Origin of the sequence: Pectobacterium punjabense (genome assembly GCF_012427845.1) — a bacterium.
In the GTDB taxonomy this organism is placed as follows: Bacteria; Pseudomonadota; Gammaproteobacteria; order Enterobacterales; family Enterobacteriaceae; genus Pectobacterium; species Pectobacterium punjabense.
In genome coordinates this window covers 3860875-3878287 of the sequence record NZ_CP038498.1, presented here as the reverse complement: position 1 = coordinate 3878287, position 17413 = coordinate 3860875, and the positions used below count along the sequence as shown (strand labels likewise).

Here is a 17413-nt window from a genome sequence, read left to right as displayed (position 1 = left end):
CTCATTAAAAAAATCTATTTAACTTTGTCATCCTTGATAACACTTAGTTTGGGGAGAGACGTCTCTCCCCAGGCTTAAATTACCAGCCACCACCGCCTTGGCAATGTGAACTATTTCCTGTAGTTTCGCCACCGGCATACAGTTCCTTACCTTTAACTTTTTGAGTTGGTTTTACAGTAGAAACGGCAGCTTTAATAATTTTAGAAAGTTTTTTCATATCAATATCCTTGATTAGTTAAGCGCTCTTGCGCCAAAACAGTTAATAACAATCCAATAACAACATTAAGCATAATTGCTTAAATGTGTGATCCTTGTCACAAAAATAATATTTTATAAATTAAACGAATATATCTTGTTGATTTTGTTTTTTTTAACATTTTTTTATAAAAAATTAATGTTTTTTTATAAGTCGGTTTTTAATTCTAGGCGGTGGGAGGTATGCGATATATACAGGGTATATACTTGAGTTTTCCTGCTTCTTATTTCAATCTGAAATTATTAATAAACTTATATATTAATTGGTGCCATTTGTCAAAATAGTTAAAGGGGGTTCTCTCCATTGAATGTAGTAAATGGATGCATCTAATACCGATTTTAGATAGAAATAGTGAGTTCACGACTAGGCTAATTATCGAAAATAGGTAGTCTGCAAAACCAGCATCTACCAGTAAGAAGCTAAGTAAGTTGTGCATGTCCGAATCTTTTCTAGGGAGTTTTTAAGTTAACTAGCTGACACTAATACAGAAAAAAATGAGAAAAAGATGTTTCCCGTGAGGTATGGGCTTGTTATTTCCATAAAGCATCATACTTTACTTGGTTTTTGCTATAGTGAATAAAAATTGTGGCTTCAGTTTTCCAACATTGTTCCACTTACTGCGAATAGGCTGGCTGGCGAATTTTGGACAGCCTTTAAGCCACTATAATGTTTTGTAATTCTAGTGGCTAAGAGTTATATGGCGTGCTAGGAGAAAATGTAATCTTAATGAGTGAAGGTACTGACTTTTATACTTTCACGATATAAGTCTTTATCGAAGTAGTGGCTTTATATATGATTTTTTCGCATCTTTGATGCCTAATTTTTCCTTAATATAATTTTTTACGCTTTGTGTGCGATTATGCCGACTATCGTAGACACATTACACCGCTGATAAATTTCCCTGCATATCAACCACAAAGCGAGTAGCTGGCTCATCGTTGATGTAACCCGCGAGGATTTTCAGCATCAGGCCGAAGCGGTGTTGCAGGCTGTCCGGCGGCAGTGTGGTCGTCGGTGTGTAGGCTGCCAGCAGCGCGCGATACTGTTTCACCCGCGTTGCCGGAATATCCTGCCAGGCGAGATCGCTGCCGTTGCGCAGGCAGTACCAGTCCGTGACCAGCGTGAGCAGAGAAATATCCTGTAACCCTTCGGTGCCTGCTACCGCATTCGGTTTACGCTGGTCGGCATCAGGCAGTGTTTTGGCATTGATCGGTTCCTGCTGCTGCGCGATCCACAGCAGATCGGCGCAGTTCAGTGTGTTGATGAGAGGCGATAAATCTTCCGGCCAGTCTTTTACCAGAAAACGCTGGCGTACCAGCAGCGCCAGATGATGATGCAGGAAGTCGTAGTAATCGCGGCTTTTCAGAATATCGCCCAGCGGCTCACCGGTGCGATCCAACTCTTTCTGATAAAACGGGAATAGATGGTTGAACTGCGGCACGTTGCGTAGGACCAGCGTATCAATATCGACGCGGTCGCTATGCAGCGTCGCTAACTTCATCGCGGGTGGGTAAGCGGCCAGTGACGGCACCGCCACATTCACCAGCGTCCCTTGTGAACCGCGATACACGCCAGTGTCGTTGACGTGCAGGTGGCCGCTGAAGTGCAAACGGATGCCTGCCGCCAGCGCCTGTTCGGCAACCTCTGGCTTCGGCGTGCGTTTAATGAAGCTGTTACTGCCAAACAACTGCTTTTCGTCCTCCACCGTGCCGTCGAGGAAATCGACCAGCGGATAGTGCGAGAACACCAGCAGCTTCTTATTTTGTGCTTTCGCCCGCTGTACCACCGATTTCACCCACGGCAGCATGAACGGTTTCTCGGTCAGCAAGGCATTCCAGCCCGTGTTACTGCTGGTGGAGTAGCCTTCAATCCCTTCACGTTTCTCCGGGCCGTCTTTAACCTGATACACGTTGGCGTCGATGGAAAGTAGCCACAACCCCGCTTCCGGCTCCACCAGATAGGAGGCATCGACGATGTTCCACTGCTTGCTACCGTCCGGTGAGCGGGCGAGATACTGACGTTTACTGAGTTCGTCACTGTCGCCAAACGGTGTTTCCCAGTGCAGAAAGTCGTCGCGCTTAAAGAAACCAAACGGCTTCATCAGCGGCAGGCCGCGTTCATAGCCGAGTGCCTGCATTTTAGCGGTGACAATCAACGACTGCGCGTCGCCCAATTTAACGCCGGGTTTACTGCTCAACAGCGTGCTGGTGCCGTCGGCGTTGAGCATTCTTTCCCACGAGTCATCCCCCTGTGGACGATTGACATCATGGTTGCCCGGTGTGGCGAAAAAGCGCATGCCGTGGCGCTGTTCATACTGCGTCAGGATGGCGGCAATGCCTTCAACGGTAGGCTGTTGGCCGTCATCAGAATAATCGCCGGACAGCACTACGTATTTCACCTGCTGTTTTGCCAGTTCGTCTAGCGCAGCCAGCAGCGCGAAGTAGGGCTCGTTGAAGATGCGGGTCGAATTCACCGAATCTTTCAGGGTGCGAATGGTCAGTTTCTTTCCGGTCTGTGTATCGGGCAGGCCGTCAAAATCGTAGTTGCCATAGATATTGTGGACGTGAACATCTGAAATAATGGCAATGCGTAGCGGCCCAGCGGGTACCGCTGATTCACCGTTAGCGTGAAAAAAGCCGCCAGCTAGCGTAATAGCACTGCCTGCACCGAGCTTGACGAAGGTTCTGCGAGTGAGTGATGTCATTGATGTCTCCGGCATTATTTATTTTTTATAACGGATGGCTGTATAACGCATAATCATGACAGGCAATCAATCGTGCGCCGTCGAGCGCATCGCCCATCGGGGCGGCGAGCTGGGATTGCCACTCGTCCGGCAGCCAGGGACGAATATGCAGGCCGATGCTGCCCATGAGCGATAAGCGAGGCGTGGCATGGCGTGCCACGGCGGCCAACAGCAGGCTGATTTCGCTGGCCGTCTGCGCCAACAGCGCGTGAGAAACGGTATCGCCTTGCTGAGCACTGTCAAATACGTGGCGGGCGAACTGCGCATAGTCGCCCGGTTTTGCCTGCTGGCTAAATGTCTGTAGCGCGTCAAGCGTGTTGGCAGCCTGTATGTGCGTTGCGCTGGTGGAAAAGAAATCGTCGATGCTTTGGCTGAGTGCCGACGACGTGCACCAGCCTTGTAGTACATCGTAGGTGTGTTGTAACGCTGCTAGCCCAAGGCGTGCGCCGCTGCCCTGATCGGAGATCGGGAACTCATGGCCGCCGTAGGCAGTAATTGTCTGGTTCTGCCACGCTAGCCCGCAGGAGCCGGTTCCGGCAATGACTACGCCCGCGTCTTTTCCTTGATTGACGGCCAGACAGGCACCGAGCGCATCGGTATTAAGCACCTGAGTGGCATAAGGATGAGGTAATGCCAGAAACGCCTCGTAGGCGGTGCGATGTTCCGCGCTGGCGAGTGCCAGTCCGACTTTCAGCCGGGGTACGTCATCCGGTGACAGCCCGCTGTGTTTCAGCGCCTGTGCGATAGCATCGTCCACCGACTGGCGCACGTTCTCCACGCCGAGCAGCAGGTTGGCGCGACCGCCGTGCCCTTGCCCGAGTGGTGTGCCGTCGGCCTGATAAATACGCGCTCGACAGCCTGTGCCGCCGCCATCCACACCCGCATAGAGCCATGTCGTCATGATGTGCGCTCTCTTGAATCCAGATAAGGAAGACAGGCCACCGCCAGATCGCCGCTGAGGCTGACGGTTTCAGCCTGTGAGGCCGGTAGGCTGTTGAGCAGCAGGTTTAACTCGCTGGCGCAGCGTGTCAGCAACTGCACCGCCAGCGCATCCTGCGGGTGTGTGAGCACAGCATGCCCAAGCGTGGTGTAATCGTTGGCCTGCGCCTGCTTTGACCAGTCGATCACCCGATCGACATGTTTATCGAAGTGTTGAAACAGCGCTTCACTGAGTGGCGTAAGCGGGGTTATGCCCTCAACGGCCTGAAGCATCTCCTGCACCGCCCACAGTCCCAGCCGCGAGAGACTGGCCGGATTCCCGATGGGAAAATTGTCGCCGCCGCGACAGGTCAAGAGTCCGTCATGCCAATGTAACAGCCGGGTAAAACCACCCGTCACCAGCAGATAGCGGTTTTGCCCCGGCCAGCGCTGCTCACACAGCGCGTGCTCCTGCGACCGATCAAAGGGGCGATCGCCATCGATGTCGATCTCCCTCAGTTGCCATTTCACGGTGCGTTTTTCCGCTGTTGTTGGTTGGTCGCGATCGTTTCGTTGAGGCGCTTCACATCGTTTGATGTCAGGCGCAGATACTCATCAAACGACACTTGATCGTTCAGATATTGCGTAAAACGCGTCAGGATGATGGGGTACAGCTCGTTCGCACCCAGACTTTCCATACGTTCCCAATCAAAGACATAAGACGGGATCTTTTTGATTTCTTCGCGCGCGGTATTCAGGCCGTCGATCACGTGTTTATCTTTGGTTTGGTAGTGCAGATCGGTAATATCCGCGCCGACGATGATATTGAAGCGCTCGGCGATCTCACGCTGCAACGGTTCGCTGCCCAGCCACTCCATAAACTCGGCCACTTCCTGCGGGTGTTTGGTGGTGGTGAACGGCATGATGAAGGTCGCACCGCCCATTGAAATACACTTCTCTTTGCAAGGCGCTGGCAGTACTTTCCAGTCAAAGCCGTCGCCAATCTGCTTACTGAACTGGTTCAACAGCCAGTTGCCGGAGAAATAGGTCACGATGTTGCCGTTCACGAAATCGTCCGCCATGCTCTTATACTGACCGCCGCCTGCCGCGCCCCACATTTCACGCGGGAACACGCCTTCATCCGACCAGCGTTTCAGATCTTTAATCCACTGCTGCGCCGCGGCGTCCGGGAAGTTGATCAACCCGTCTTTATCGTAACGTGCACCGTAAGAGTAGGCTGGGCCGGAGAAACGGAAGCCGCTACGGTCGATGGTGAAGGGGATATGCACGCCGGTTTTTTCCGCGACCAGTTTCGAGGCTTTCATCAAATCATCAATCGTGTAGCCCGGCTGCGGCAGAGGCACGCCCGCCTGTTCAAACAGCGTCACGTTAACGAACGGCAGATCAGCGGTCCAGGACGCGACAAAGCCCGGCAGCGCATCCGCTTTATGCACGCCTTTCACGCGCATGATTTTTTCGATGCCTGCGCTGTAACGTTTCTCAAAGGCGGCCGGATCTTTCAGATAGGGGCGCAAATCCAGCGTATAGCCGAGCAGCCCCATTTGCGTGGTTTTGGCAATATCGGGGCCTAAACCTGCCGCCAGCTGCATCGGCAACTGTGTTTGCAGCGCGTTATAACCCGTGCTGACGAAATTCACATCAATGCGTTCATTACTTTGGGAGAAGGATTTAACTTTCTGCTCCATGAAATGCACTAATTCGGGATCGTCGTCACTATATAAAAATGTTATCTGCGTTTTGGCGGCTAACGCGCTGCTGCTGAATAATCCCAGCGTAAGGGCGGAAAAAAATAACGCGGTATTGGAACGCATCATAAACATCTCCACATCATAGGTTTGATTAATGGTTGAAATACCCTGGCGTTGGCTGCGGGGTTATTTTTATTCCTGTGATTTATTCTCTGTCCTAATTAATGCAAATTTGCATTCATCTGTCATTTTCATCATGCAATCATGGACAGAAGCACGACTGATTTATGTGAGGCAGATTAAAGATATTTTAAATGTTGGTTTAAATAAAGTATTTTTGTGATATTAATCACATATATAAATATGAGAATCTTATTTATTAATGCGAAATGTCAAAAAATGAATGCAAATAAAAATTTAATGCAAATTTGCATTATAATTGCCAGTTAATAGTGCAGGAAATGGCTCGTTGCCCTAAATGTTGGCGGCGTGTGCACAGTGAATGTGCAAATAAGTGTAGTCATACGTTTTCGTTATTTTATTTGTCAAAATCGTAAACAGGATTCCGTATGAATATCGGTTGGAAATTAAAGAAGAACGGCGTCATTAATCGGTTTCTGATTACCGAGCTGACGGAAAAACGTTATTTCGCCGAGCCGGATACGCTGGCGGATAAGGTGAATTACCGCTTTATCAATGGTTTTGTCGATGTCGGTGTTTTACCCTGCCGCGTGCGTTTTTTGCAGGAAGAAGCAAAGCGTGAGGTGACGTTACCCGAAGACCTTCATTTCCCGCTGATGTGGAGCGGAGGCGATGAAAGTCGCAGTGTGAATTTCAGTGATTTCTGGCCGTGTCCGGTTCACGTTCAGCGTTTTTCCCGCTGTGTTATCCACTGCGACAGCGCGCAGGCGGCACCGTTTACCCTCAGCACCTGCGGCGGCATTACGCTGTGGCTGAACGGCGAACAGGTCACCCGCTTTACGCCCTTTACCCGTAATACTGAACAAACCTGTGACATCACGCTGCCGCTGCAAGCGGGGGCGAACACGCTGGTAGTGCATAGCGAAGAACTGTGCGAACGTGATACCGATTATCTATTCAGCCTGTGCTATCAGGGGGAAGACACACTCTTCTGGCAGCTTGATGAGGATACGGCACTCAGCGTACAGCTGACCGCGCTGGATAGCTGGGTTAACGGACTGACGTTGGAAAATAACCTGATCCAGCCGCCCGTGCTGGTGCTGAATAGCACGCAGCCGCTGCCGGAATCTGTGACGATGGCGCACCGTCTGATTGGCAACGTCAACGAATCCGTCCCCGTATGGCAGCAGAAACAAACGCTGCCCGCTGGCAATCTGGGTTGGCAGGTGGATCTGCCTGATGTTTTAGTCGGCTACTACGATCTGGTCTGTGCCGCGACCTGTAACGGCATTACGCTGACGCGTACCCTGAGCTTTGGGCGCTTGCCACCGCAAACGATGCCTGCGTTACCGACGCTGGCCGCGCGGCGTGAAACGGTGTTGCGCCATACTGCGCTGCACGGTTTTGAGCGCCTCGGACGGCTGTTGGCGATTGTCGCGACGGGCGAGGGCAGCGATGCCGCTGAGCCGATTCTCAACAGCGCGCTGCAAAAAATCAGCCGCCGTGAAGACTGCGCGGATTTCCAACTGGTGCCGCTGATTTGGCTGTGGCAGCGCTATCAGGGGCAACAGTTACCGCCTCAGGACTGGCGGCGCGTGCGCAGCGCCATTCTCGGTTTCCGCTACTGGATTGATGAACCAGGCAACGACACCATGTGGTTCTGGAGTGAGAACCACTGCCTGTGTTTCCACGTCGCGCAATACCTTGCCGGACAAAACTTCCCTGATGACACCTTTCCGTGTAGCGGCCGTCGTGGTCTGGAGCAAAAGGCGATTGCCCACGAACGTTTGACGCGCTGGTTTGATTCCATTCTGGAACACGGGCTGGTGGAGTGGAACTCGGCGGCCTATTACCCCATCGATCTGATTGGGCTGGTGGCACTGTATGAACTGGCGCAGGATGTCGATCTGCGCGACAAATCTCGCGTGGTGATTGACCGCATCATGCTGATGACGGCGTGGGTGCATCAGAATGGCGTCGCGGTTGGCACCATGGGACGTGCCTACGATAAAGAGCTGCGTTCCGGCATGTTGACCGAGCTATCTGGCCTCTGTGCGCTGATGTGGGGCGAAGGCTGGCTGATACCTCATTGTGCTGCGCTGCCGCTGCTGTGTCTGAGCGACTATCAGCCGCCGGAAACGACGGATCGGGTTGCACACTGGTCACTGTCACACGGTGTAGAAGCTCGCTGGGTACAAGGGCTGAACCGTAGCGCCCGCATCATCGCCTGGAAGCAGCAGGATGTGGCCTTTTCTTCCGTTTTCGATCATCACCCCGGCCAGCCCGGACACCAGCAGCATCTGCTGGATGTGCGGCTGGGGACACACTATGCCGCCCGCCTGTGGGTGAACCACCCCGGCGAGGATCGTCCTGACGGCGTGCATCGACCTTCGTACTGGGCGGGCAACGGGTGCTTGCCACACCTGATGCAGCATCGTAATCGCGCGCTGATGGTGTTCGATCTGCAACAGGATATTCGCCCGTGGACGCACCTCTATTTGCCACAAACCGCGCTGGATGACGTCATCGTTGAAGATGTCTGGTGCTTCGTACGCGGTGGCAACGGCTATGCCGCCTTCCATAATCCTGCCGGGCTACAGCCGTTTGCGACCGCAGGCCAGCAGGCCGAAGGCGAACTGCGGGCGTATGGCGAACAGAACGTCTGGTTCGTTGCCGTGGACAGCGGCGACGGCGCGCAAGGATTCGCCGCATTCGCTGCCCGCTTCCGAGGGCGTTCTCTGATACAGGACAGCGACGGCGTACGTATCGACGATCCCGATTACGGCGAACTGGCCTTTAGCCAAGAGACAGGATTCAGTGTGGCGCAGCAGCCTTTCATTTTTCCCGACGATGTCCCGGTCGTCCCGCAGCTCAACACAGGAAACCCATGACATGCAGACAGGTTCACTTAACCGACAACAAACCGAAGCGCTGTTAGCGCAGGTGGCGCGGGCGTTTTGCCGCCTGAAAGCGATTGACAGCGTCACGCAGGACGACGCACCGGACGCCGGGCTGACGATTCAATTTGAAGAGTGGGATTGGGAAGTTGGTGTCGGGCTGTACGGTTTCTGGAAGCTGGCACATCTGACGCAGGACGACACTATGCTGACGACGCTGGCGAACTGGTATCAGCAAAAGCTGGATACCGGTCTGCCACCGCGCCAGATCAACTCGACGGCACCGATGCTGGTGCTGGCGTTGCTGTGTCAGGACAAACCGGATGCGCCCGCGCAGTGGCGTGAAACCGTGAGCGACTGGGCGGACTGGCTGTTGCACTCGCTGCCGAAAACGGAGGATGGCGGTTTCCAGCACACGGTGAAAGAACGGCCAAACACCGGGCAACTGTGGGACGACACGCTGTTTATGGCCGGTCTGTTTCTGGTGGTCGCGGGGAAATTGCTTTCTCGCCGCGATCTGATTGAAGAAGCGGAATATCAGCTCGTCACGCACGCGCGCTATCTCGCCGACGTGCGCAGCGGGCTGTGGTATCACGGCTGGACGTTCGTCGGTCGCCATCACTATGCCAATGCATTCTGGGGACGTGGCAACGCCTGGATCACGCTGGTGCTGCCGGAAATGCGGGTATTGGCGGAGGATCAACTGTCCTCGCCGGTGTTGCGCACGCTGGAAGCGATTCTGGAACAGCAAACGACAACGCTGGCTCGCGTCCAGCACGATTCCGGTCTGTGGCACACGCTGCTGGATGACCCGGACTCACCGCTGGAAACGTCCGCCAGCGCGGGGTTTATTGCCGGTATTCTGACGGCGCAGCGGCTGGGGATGCTACGCGATTTCCCGCAGGACGTACTGGAAAAAGGCTATGCCGCCGTGGTGGCGCAGGTTGACGCACAGGGCGTGGTACAGGGTGTCTCTGATGGCACAGCGATGGGGCATGATTTGCAGTTCTATCGCGATATCCCCAATGTTGCCGTGCCTTACGGGCAGGCGCTGGTCATGCTGATGTTATTGGCACAGTTAGATTCTGTTTGCGAGGGCTGACAATGGCGAGTCTGGAACTAAAAAACGTCCACAAAAGCTATGGTGCGGTGAACATCATCAAAGGCGTGGACTTAACGATTCATGATGGCGAGTTCATGGTCTTTGTCGGCCCGTCGGGCTGTGGAAAATCCACGCTGCTGCGCATGATTGCCGGGCTGGAAGAGATCAGTAGCGGTGAGCTGTTGATCGACAACCGCAAGGTGAACGATCTCACGCCAGCAGAGCGCAAGATTGCGATGGTGTTCCAGTCTTACGCGCTCTATCCGCACCTTTCGGTGCGCAAGAACCTCGCGTTCGGGCTGGAAAATTTGCACTTCCCCAAAGACGAAATCGCCCGCCGTATTGATGAAGCCGCCCGCATGCTGGGGCTGGAACCCTATCTGGATCGCCGACCGCGCGCGCTGTCGGGCGGACAGCAGCAGCGCGTCGCCATTGGCCGCGCTATCGTGCGTGAACCTGACCTGTTCCTGTTTGACGAACCGCTCTCGAATCTGGATGCCAAGCTGCGCGTGCAGACACGCGGCGAGCTGTCCCGTCTGCATCAGAAGCTGCGTACCACCATGATCTACGTCACTCACGATCAGGTGGAGGCGATGACGATGGCGCAGCGCATTGTGGTGCTGAATGCGGGGCGGATCGAGCAGGTTGGCACGCCGCTGGAGCTGTTCAATCGGCCGAAAAATAAGTTTGTTGCGGGCTTCATCGGCTCACCGCGCATGAATATGTTCCCAGCGCAGATCGTCGCCACCGGTGCCGACAGCGTCGAGGTGCAGTGTCCGTCCGGTAATCGTCTGGTGCTGCCGTTTATCGGCACCGTCGGGCAGAACGTCACGCTCGGGATTCGTCCTTCACACTGTGAGCTGGTGGAGGAAGGTGAGGGGATCGCGCTGTGCGTCGATCGCTGCGAGATGATGGGGCATGAAACCTTCATCTATGGGCGGATGGGCGGCATTGACGATGAGATGATCGTCCATCTGGCGCAGCACCGCGAGTTCGCTGCGGGTGAGTCGGTGTTCGTGCGCTTCCCGCCGACGTATTGCCATCTGTTCGATGGCGAAACGGATGACACATTGCCACGCGGTAGCGAGCATTAATTATCGCGACGGGAGAGGACGACATGAAAAAGATTGCCTTACTGCCCGCAGGATCGCTGATCGATAAGCTGGTGACGCCAGTAGAGAAAGCGGTGAATCTGCTACAAAAACTCGGTGGCCGCAAAGTGATGCCGTGGTTTTTTATCGCGCCCAACATGCTGCTGTTCGCCGTTTTTGTCTTTATTCCGATTCTACTGGCGGTGTGCTACGCCTTTACCGGTGGCACCAATATTCTGCTGTGGGAACGTCCTTACGTCGGCGTGGATAATTTCTCCACGCTGCTGAGCTGCGGCAACTACGCCGAGCCATCGAGCTGTGAACAAGATCTGTTCTGGACTGGCGTCTACAACACGGTGTCGTTCACCTTTTTCAACGTGCTCTGCACGCTGCTGGTGGCGCTGGTGACGGCACTGATCCTTAACCGCAAGATTATCGCACGGGGTTTTTTCCGTGCGATGTTCTTCTATCCGGTGCTGCTGTCGCCGGTGGTGGTGGGCCTGATCTGGCAGTGGTTCCTTAACCGTAACGGCCTGCTGAATCTGGTGCTGTCATCGCTGGGCGGACAGCCGATTACCTTCCTGCTCGACCCGACGCTGTCGCGTTTCTGGGTGGTATTTGTCTCCGTCTGGTTTCACGTCGGGTTTTATACCCTGATCCTGCTGGCGGGATTGCAGGCGATCCCGCGTGATATCTATGAGGCGGCGGCGGTGGACGGCACTTCGCGCTGGCGCGGTTTTTATCGCCTGACGCTGCCGCTGCTGGCACCAAATATTCTGGTGGTAGTGATTCTGCTGACCATCAACAGCGTGCAGATCTTCGATGAAGCTTGGGTGTTAACCAACGGCGGCGGCCCTGGCACGGCCAACAGCTTTATCGTGCAGTACATCTACCAGACCGCCTTCTCGTCAAATGCATCGCTCTATGGGCTGGCCTCGGCGGCCTCGGTACTGATGGGCGTGGTGCTGATGATCCTGACAGCGTTGCAGTTCCTGCTGACGCGTCGGCTGGAAGGGAAAAAATAACGGGAGCCATGATGAAGATAATCGCATTTCTCACCCGCACCCGTCATCCGGGGCGCATTCATATTACGGATATCATGAGCTGGGTCTGGCTGGTGGTCGGCACGCTGCTGGTGATGATTCCGGTCATGTGGGCGGCGATGTCGTCGTTCAAAACGCCCGCAGAGATTAACCGCTTTCCGCCCAGCTTTCTGCCGCAGGCGGCGGATACCATCACGTTGCCGGAGTACCCGAAGCCGCTGGAGCTGTGGCAGGTTAAGCAGGAAGACGGCGAAGCGAAAACCATGGCGCTGGTCAGGCGTATCGGCCTGATTGCACAGTTGGTGAACCCGGATGCGCCGAGCGAGGTGGTGCGTGTATCGACGAAAGATCTGGTACCAATGAAGGCCTTGCATCTGGAGACGGAGAACTACACGACGCCGATAACGAAGTTCCACTTTGCCACTTACCTGAAAAACACCGTATTCGTAACGGTGATGGCGACGCTGCTGACCTTGTTGCTCAGTTCGATGGCGGCGTTCGCGTTGTCAAAATACGAGTTTCGCGGGCGTGGCACGGTGTTGACGCTGTTTCTCTCCACCATGATGATCCCGCTGTCGGTGGTGATGGTGCCAACGTTTCTGGTGGTGATTGGCCTGAATATGGGCGATAACCTATGGGGTGTGATTATCCCCACGGTGGCGACACCGACGGGCGTATTCCTGCTGCGCCAATACATGCTGACGATCCCCGATGAACTGATCGAGGCGGCGCGGATCGATGCGGCCAGCGAATTCCGTATTTACTGGAAGATCATCCTGCCGCTGACCGCACCCGCGCTGGCGGTGCTGGCGATCTTCTCGGTGATCTGGCGCTGGAATGACTTCCTCTGGCCGCTGATTGTCCTCTCCAGTCAGGACAATTTTACGCTGCAAATCGGTTTGAATGCGTTTCAGGGGCAGTTCTCGGTGCAGTGGCACTATATACTGGCGATGACGATGCTCTCGCTTCTGCCGGTGACGGCGGTATTCGTCTTCCTGCAAAAATACATCACGACGGGGATTGCCAACACGGGGATGAAATAATGGCGACACTCAAGGATATTGCCGACCGCGCGGGGGTTTCCATCAGCACGGTTTCCCGCGCGCTGAACGGGACGGCACCGATCAGCGCCAAAGTCAGGCAGCACATCATGGCGATTGCCACCGAGCAGGGTTATCCGCTGCATAAAGTGGCCAAAGCGACCGTCGCGCAGACGGAACCGCTGCGCCATATTTTGCTGGCGACGCCGCGCAACCTGATGCTGGAAAGTGAGTACAATCTGGTGTCGCTGACGCTGATTAATGCTCTGAAAACGCTGTGTCTGCAACGCAATATCCAACTGCGTCCGTTTTTGGGGGAACACGATACCATTAACGAACAGCAGCTATTGCGTGAACTTCAGGGCGGAAAAGAGAGCGGCATTCTGATTGTGAATGACGATCACCCAACGCTACTGAACGCCGTGGCGGAAAGCGGGATTCCGGCGGTGCTGATCAACGGTGAAGATCCCTCAATGCGCCTGAGCAGCGTCACGCCTGCCAACCATTATGCCGCGGCAGCCGCGGTGCGTTATCTGATCGATCAAGGGCACTCGCGCATTTTGCACCTAACCTGGACGTCGCGTATGACGATCAAACAGCGTGAACGCGGCTACCGTGATGCGCTTGCACAGGCAGGCATAGCGGTGGATGAGGATCTGATTCTGTCGTTGCCGGATTTCCACCCGCGCACTGCGCGTGACGCACTGCTGCGCTGGCTGACGGCGAACCCCGACCGGCTAGGTGCGACCGCGATTTTCTGTGCGGCGGATAATCAGGCTATCGGCGTGATCGACGCGCTGTATCAGCACGGGCTACGGGTGCCGGAAGACATGTCGGTGATGGGAATGGATGACATTCTGCCGTTCGATATGCTGCCGGTTTCGCTCACCACGGTACATCTGCCGTTTGAAACTATCGCTCGTGCCGCATTACAACTGCTGGCGCAGCAAATGACTCCCTCACAGGCGCTGGGTATTGCCCAACGCACCGAACTGGCGGGGCAGGTGGTCGTCAGAGAATCAGTGCGGCGAGTGGGGACGAATACCGGTTGAGCTCACGGGCAGCAGCGCGGTTCGGCTGGTGGGAAAACCCGTTCACGATAATCCGATGGCTGCTGCCAGTCGATGCACCAATGCCTCTGCCATCGCAGGTTCGGTCACATTCGTGAATCCCATAAGGAGTCCGCCGTGTGATGCCCTGCTTGTTCGCCAGCTATTCAGCGCCTGAATGGCAAGACCATGAGATTGGGCGGCGGCTGCCAGAGACTGGTCATTGCCACGGGTGCTCAGCGTAGCTAACACATGAATGCCGCCTGCCTGTGGCTGGACGGTCAAGTGTGAACCTAATGTTTGTAAAAGCGCATCAACGAGATAGCCGCGACGAATGGCATACAGTGAACGCATCTTGCGCAAATGGCGAGCAAAGTGACCTTGCTCCATGAAATCCGCCACCGTGGCTTGGGGTAGGATCGATCCCGCGCAGCAAAAATGATCTGCCGTATCCCTGAAGCGCTCGATCTGCGGTTCAGGGACAACCAGATAAGCTAAACGCAGGCCGGGAAACAGTACCTTGCTGAAGGTGCCGGTGTAGAGCACGCGCCCGTCGCGATCCAGACTTTTCAGCGCCGGCAATGGCCGGCCGTGGTAACGGAACTCGCTGTCGTAGTCGTCCTCAATGATCCACGATTGGCGATAGCTGGCCCATTCCAGCAGTTGCAGTCTTCGGGGCAATGACAACGCCATCCCCATGGGGCTTTGGTGCGTGGGCGTTACCACGGCAAAACGAGCCTCTGCGGCTCGCTGTTGACCGATGTCCACGTTCAGCCCCTCCTCATCCACCGGAACGGGTTCCAGACGCATACCTGCTCGCGCCAAAAACTGGCGAGCGAAGATATAGCCGGGATCTTCGAACCATCCAATGTCGCCGGGGTGTAATAACGTGCGGCACACCAGTTCCAGCGCTCCCCGGTAGCCAGCGGTGATGAACACCTGCTCGTGTGTGCAAGCGATGCCGCGTGAGATCCCCAGGTAGGTCGCGATGGCGCGACGCAGTGGTTCGTAGCCTACTGGATCGGGAGAGAGCATGGCTGCCGTATCCAGAGTGCGTAAATTGTGCCCGGCTAGGCGTGCCCAGGTCTTGCGAGGAAAGGCATCCAGTGCAGGCAAGCCGAGCTGGAAAGGTTGTACTTGAGCGGTATCGATTTGCGGGCGCGAGGGTATTTGAGAAAGGGATACGTTGCTGTATCCCGACTCGCTCAGGTTTTCCAGCCGAGGTGAGACGATAGTACCCGCTGGGCCGCGGGTCAGGAAATAGCCTTCGCTGGCCAGCATCTGATAAGCCATTTCGACCGTGCCGCGTGCCAGATTCAGCTCACTGGCAAGGCTGCGCACGGACGGTACGCGATCGCCTGGGTGAAGTTTTCCGACGGCAATGGCGTCTCGGTAGCGTCGATACAACTGTAAATAGAGCGGGGCATCGTGTTCTCTGCTTGGTTTCAGTTGCTGCATATCCATACGTAATGTCCCATTCATTTACTCAATTCTTGCACCTTTTTTATGGGGCATGATTTTCCTAACATGCTGGCTTCATTACAAGGAGATTGATATGAGCACCTTTCGATTGAGCCTCATTGACAGCGATCGGGACTACCTGGCTTGTTTCGATGTTATGCGGGAACTACGGCCTCATCTTCCTGATGCGGCCGCATTCACTGCGCAGGCTCGTCGTCAGGCTGGGCAAGGTTATCGTCTGCTTGCGGCATGGCAGGGCGATCTCGTCATGGGATTGGCGGGCTACCGCATTCAGGAAAACCTGTTGTATGGCCGATTCCTCTATGTCGATGACCTTGTCGCCACTGCGGATGCCCGCCATCAGGGGCTCGGCGGCCTGCTGATCGAGGCAATGCGCGAGGAAGCGCAGCGGCAAAACTGCGCTCATCTGGTGCTCGATACGGCCTTAGGCAATGCGCTGGCGCAACGCTTCTATTTTCGTCAGGGCTTGCTTTCCAGGGGGCTGCATTTCAGCCAGGCGCTGTAGGCGTGAAGCGTCATGAAAAACGACGTTACGTTCACCTCTAATGGCAAGGTTGTAACCCCCCAACGGTTGAAACATGGGCTTAGACGCTTTATGCGTTCGCTTCTTTTCTCGTTCTTTCATTTCTTATTGGAGATCTTCTATGAGTACGCTTCGCTTGCCCTACCAAACCCTCTCGCCAGAAGCCTATCAAGGGTTGGGCATGACCAAGAAAGCCCTGAACAAGAGCAGCCTTGGAAAACAGTTGATCGAATTGGTCTATTTGCGTGTTTCGCAAATTAATGGCTGTGCTTTCTGCCTGGAGATGCATGCGTCGGCTCTGCGTGCTGGCGGCGTGCCGGATGCCAAGCTAGACAGCCTGGCTGGCTGGCGTGTGAGCACGCAGTTCAATGAACGCGAGCGTGCGGCGCTGGCCTGGACTGAATCACTTGTGGATGTGGCTCGCAGCCACGCGCCTGATGAAGATTTCGAACCGCTGAAAGCGCATTTTAGCGATGCAGAGATCGCCGATCTGAGTTTTGCCGTTGCGCTGATGAGCGCCTTTAATCGCTTGGCGATCGGCATGCGTCAATAAGGTATGGCGCCTGCTTTGCAGGCGCAGCAAATGACGTCATCACTGTATTGCCCAACGCTCCGAACTGGTGGTGGTCAGAGAATCAGTACAGAGACTGAAATAGACGGGATGCTATTTCAGTGACAGCAGCCGTTCAAGAACCGTGACACGATAGTCGCGGAAATCGATATATCCACCGTACCATTCGCTTTGACTGGGAGAGACGAGTTTCTCGATAAACCAGCGTCCTCTCATAATTGAAACAAGTTCAATAATGGTCATAGCAATGGCATAAGCAAACCAGAGCGCGGCGACAACCACGCCAAGATAAAGCCACGGCCAGTTGACCGTCATGGTCTGCTGCACCAATAAAATGACGGCGCAGATCTGAACCAGCAGCTTTCCTATGTAGGCACGTAGGGAAAACGTCCGTATGCTTTCGGCGCTAAAGAAATACGGATTGGTTAATGACGTTCTGGTTTCACGCACCGGGATGCCATGAACATAGACCATCCATTCACTCTTTTCCTTTGGCAAAAAGACGATGCCTTTTTCACTCAGGCTGTGTAATCGCAGAGAGAGGATGACGGGATAAACCAGCCCCATCGCCAGCAGGTAGAAGATTGGTGAACTGATGCCGACAAGCGCCAGCGCGCCACAGAGGCAAATCGCAAAAAAGATCCTGACGGTGTAGATAAAAAGAGATGTTGATTGGTAGTTCATTTTATAAATCCATTTATACCCGTCATACTTCAAGTTGCATGTGCGTTGGCTGCGATACTCGGCACACTGGCGTGAGCCTCGCCCCGTAGGGGCCGCTGCAAGCAGCGTTCAAATCTGCTTTTAGCAGATTTGTCAGTCACCCGAATCACTTACCTGAGTAAGCT

At 54.7% G+C, this 17413-nt stretch carries 15 protein-coding genes; 8 read left to right on the top strand and 7 right to left on the bottom strand.

Annotated elements, in window-relative coordinates; translation table 11 throughout:
• Positions 1-79: 79 nt before the first annotated feature.
• From E2566_RS17605 to E2566_RS17585, 5 genes are all read right to left on the bottom strand, one after another.
• On the bottom strand, positions 80-217 hold the full coding sequence (locus E2566_RS17605) for a hypothetical protein (protein ID WP_165800624.1): 138 nt from the start codon (positions 215-217) through the stop codon (positions 80-82).
• Between the two features lie 919 nt (positions 218-1136).
• The gene (locus E2566_RS17600) at positions 1137-2960 is read right to left on the bottom strand and encodes a metallophosphoesterase (protein ID WP_107168055.1); all 1824 of its coding nucleotides are present in this window, start codon (positions 2958-2960) and stop codon (positions 1137-1139) included.
• A 25-nt stretch (positions 2961-2985) separates the two neighbouring features.
• Positions 2986-3900, bottom strand: coding sequence for a glucosamine kinase nucleotide-binding domain-containing protein (locus E2566_RS17595; RefSeq protein WP_107168056.1), 915 nt, complete (start codon positions 3898-3900; stop codon positions 2986-2988).
• Positions 3897-4448: a glucosamine kinase gene (locus tag E2566_RS17590; RefSeq protein WP_107168057.1), complete on the bottom strand. Its 552-nt coding sequence runs from the start codon at positions 4446-4448 to the stop codon at positions 3897-3899. Before E2566_RS17590 ends, E2566_RS17595 begins: the two co-directional genes overlap by 4 nt.
• Positions 4445-5752 (bottom strand): ABC transporter substrate-binding protein, encoded by a 1308-nt coding sequence (locus E2566_RS17585; RefSeq protein ID WP_107168058.1) that lies wholly within the window; start codon positions 5750-5752, stop codon positions 4445-4447. The genes E2566_RS17590 and E2566_RS17585 overlap by 4 nt, the downstream gene beginning before the upstream one ends.
• Positions 5753-6195: 443 nt before the next feature.
• Between E2566_RS17585 and E2566_RS17580 the strand changes: the two genes are divergently transcribed.
• The 6 genes from E2566_RS17580 to E2566_RS17555 are packed head-to-tail and all read left to right on the top strand — an operon-like array spanning position 6196 to position 13992.
• Positions 6196-8658 carry a hypothetical protein gene (locus tag E2566_RS17580; protein ID WP_107168060.1) on the top strand — a complete coding sequence of 821 codons (2463 nt, stop codon included), beginning with the start codon at positions 6196-6198 and terminating at the stop codon, positions 8656-8658.
• Position 8659: 1 nt separating this feature from the next.
• Positions 8660-9766, top strand: coding sequence for a beta-galactosidase BglB (gene bglB, locus E2566_RS17575; RefSeq protein WP_107168061.1), 1107 nt, complete (start codon positions 8660-8662; stop codon positions 9764-9766).
• Positions 9767-9768: 2 nt separating this feature from the next.
• The gene (locus E2566_RS17570) at positions 9769-10860 is read left to right on the top strand and encodes an ABC transporter ATP-binding protein (protein ID WP_107168062.1); all 1092 of its coding nucleotides are present in this window, start codon (positions 9769-9771) and stop codon (positions 10858-10860) included.
• A gap of 23 nt (positions 10861-10883) precedes the next feature.
• Positions 10884-11882 (top strand): carbohydrate ABC transporter permease, encoded by a 999-nt coding sequence (locus E2566_RS17565; protein ID WP_107168063.1) that lies wholly within the window; start codon positions 10884-10886, stop codon positions 11880-11882.
• An 8-nt stretch (positions 11883-11890) separates the two neighbouring features.
• A complete protein-coding gene (locus tag E2566_RS17560) occupies positions 11891-12943 on the top strand; it encodes a carbohydrate ABC transporter permease (protein ID WP_014916590.1) in 1053 nt (350 codons plus the stop codon).
• The gene (locus E2566_RS17555; RefSeq protein WP_107168064.1) at positions 12943-13992 is read left to right on the top strand and encodes a LacI family DNA-binding transcriptional regulator; all 1050 of its coding nucleotides are present in this window, start codon (positions 12943-12945) and stop codon (positions 13990-13992) included. The genes E2566_RS17560 and E2566_RS17555 overlap by 1 nt, the downstream gene beginning before the upstream one ends.
• A gap of 42 nt (positions 13993-14034) precedes the next feature.
• Here E2566_RS17555 and pdxR read toward each other — a convergent pair whose 3' ends face one another.
• Positions 14035-15453, bottom strand: a complete 1419-nt coding sequence (pdxR, locus tag E2566_RS17550; RefSeq protein WP_107168112.1) for a MocR-like pyridoxine biosynthesis transcription factor PdxR — start codon at positions 15451-15453, stop codon at positions 14035-14037.
• Between the two features lie 91 nt (positions 15454-15544).
• Between pdxR and E2566_RS17545 the strand changes: the two genes are divergently transcribed.
• Both E2566_RS17545 and E2566_RS17540 read left to right on the top strand, forming a co-directional pair.
• Complete coding sequence (locus E2566_RS17545) at positions 15545-15976, top strand: GNAT family N-acetyltransferase (RefSeq protein ID WP_103807971.1); 432 nt, start codon at positions 15545-15547, stop codon at positions 15974-15976.
• Between the two features lie 139 nt (positions 15977-16115).
• Complete coding sequence (locus E2566_RS17540; RefSeq protein WP_107168065.1) at positions 16116-16547, top strand: carboxymuconolactone decarboxylase family protein; 432 nt, start codon at positions 16116-16118, stop codon at positions 16545-16547.
• A 111-nt stretch (positions 16548-16658) separates the two neighbouring features.
• Here the strand turns inward: E2566_RS17540 and E2566_RS17535 are convergent, their stop codons facing one another.
• Positions 16659-17249 carry a hypothetical protein gene (locus E2566_RS17535; RefSeq protein WP_107168066.1) on the bottom strand — a complete coding sequence of 197 codons (591 nt, stop codon included), beginning with the start codon at positions 17247-17249 and terminating at the stop codon, positions 16659-16661.
• Positions 17250-17413 lie beyond the last annotated feature (164 nt).

Coding starts and splice junctions, on each gene's coding strand:
- E2566_RS17585 (WP_107168058.1), bottom strand. CDS start 5,752: ATGATGCGTTCCAATACCGCGTTATTTTTTTCCGCCCTTACGCTGGGA.
- E2566_RS17570 (WP_107168062.1), top strand. CDS start 9,769: ATGGCGAGTCTGGAACTAAAAAACGTCCACAAAAGCTATGGTGCGGTG.
- E2566_RS17600 (WP_107168055.1), bottom strand. CDS start 2,960: ATGACATCACTCACTCGCAGAACCTTCGTCAAGCTCGGTGCAGGCAGT.
- E2566_RS17540 (WP_107168065.1), top strand. CDS start 16,116: ATGAGTACGCTTCGCTTGCCCTACCAAACCCTCTCGCCAGAAGCCTAT.
- E2566_RS17545 (WP_103807971.1), top strand. CDS start 15,545: ATGAGCACCTTTCGATTGAGCCTCATTGACAGCGATCGGGACTACCTG.
- bglB (WP_107168061.1), top strand. CDS start 8,660: ATGCAGACAGGTTCACTTAACCGACAACAAACCGAAGCGCTGTTAGCG.
- pdxR (WP_107168112.1), bottom strand. CDS start 15,453: ATGGATATGCAGCAACTGAAACCAAGCAGAGAACACGATGCCCCGCTC.
- E2566_RS17565 (WP_107168063.1), top strand. CDS start 10,884: ATGAAAAAGATTGCCTTACTGCCCGCAGGATCGCTGATCGATAAGCTG.
- E2566_RS17560 (WP_014916590.1), top strand. CDS start 11,891: ATGATGAAGATAATCGCATTTCTCACCCGCACCCGTCATCCGGGGCGC.
- E2566_RS17595 (WP_107168056.1), bottom strand. CDS start 3,900: ATGACGACATGGCTCTATGCGGGTGTGGATGGCGGCGGCACAGGCTGT.
- E2566_RS17580 (WP_107168060.1), top strand. CDS start 6,196: ATGAATATCGGTTGGAAATTAAAGAAGAACGGCGTCATTAATCGGTTT.
- E2566_RS17555 (WP_107168064.1), top strand. CDS start 12,943: ATGGCGACACTCAAGGATATTGCCGACCGCGCGGGGGTTTCCATCAGC.
- E2566_RS17535 (WP_107168066.1), bottom strand. CDS start 17,249: ATGAACTACCAATCAACATCTCTTTTTATCTACACCGTCAGGATCTTT.
- E2566_RS17605 (WP_165800624.1), bottom strand. CDS start 217: ATGAAAAAACTTTCTAAAATTATTAAAGCTGCCGTTTCTACTGTAAAA.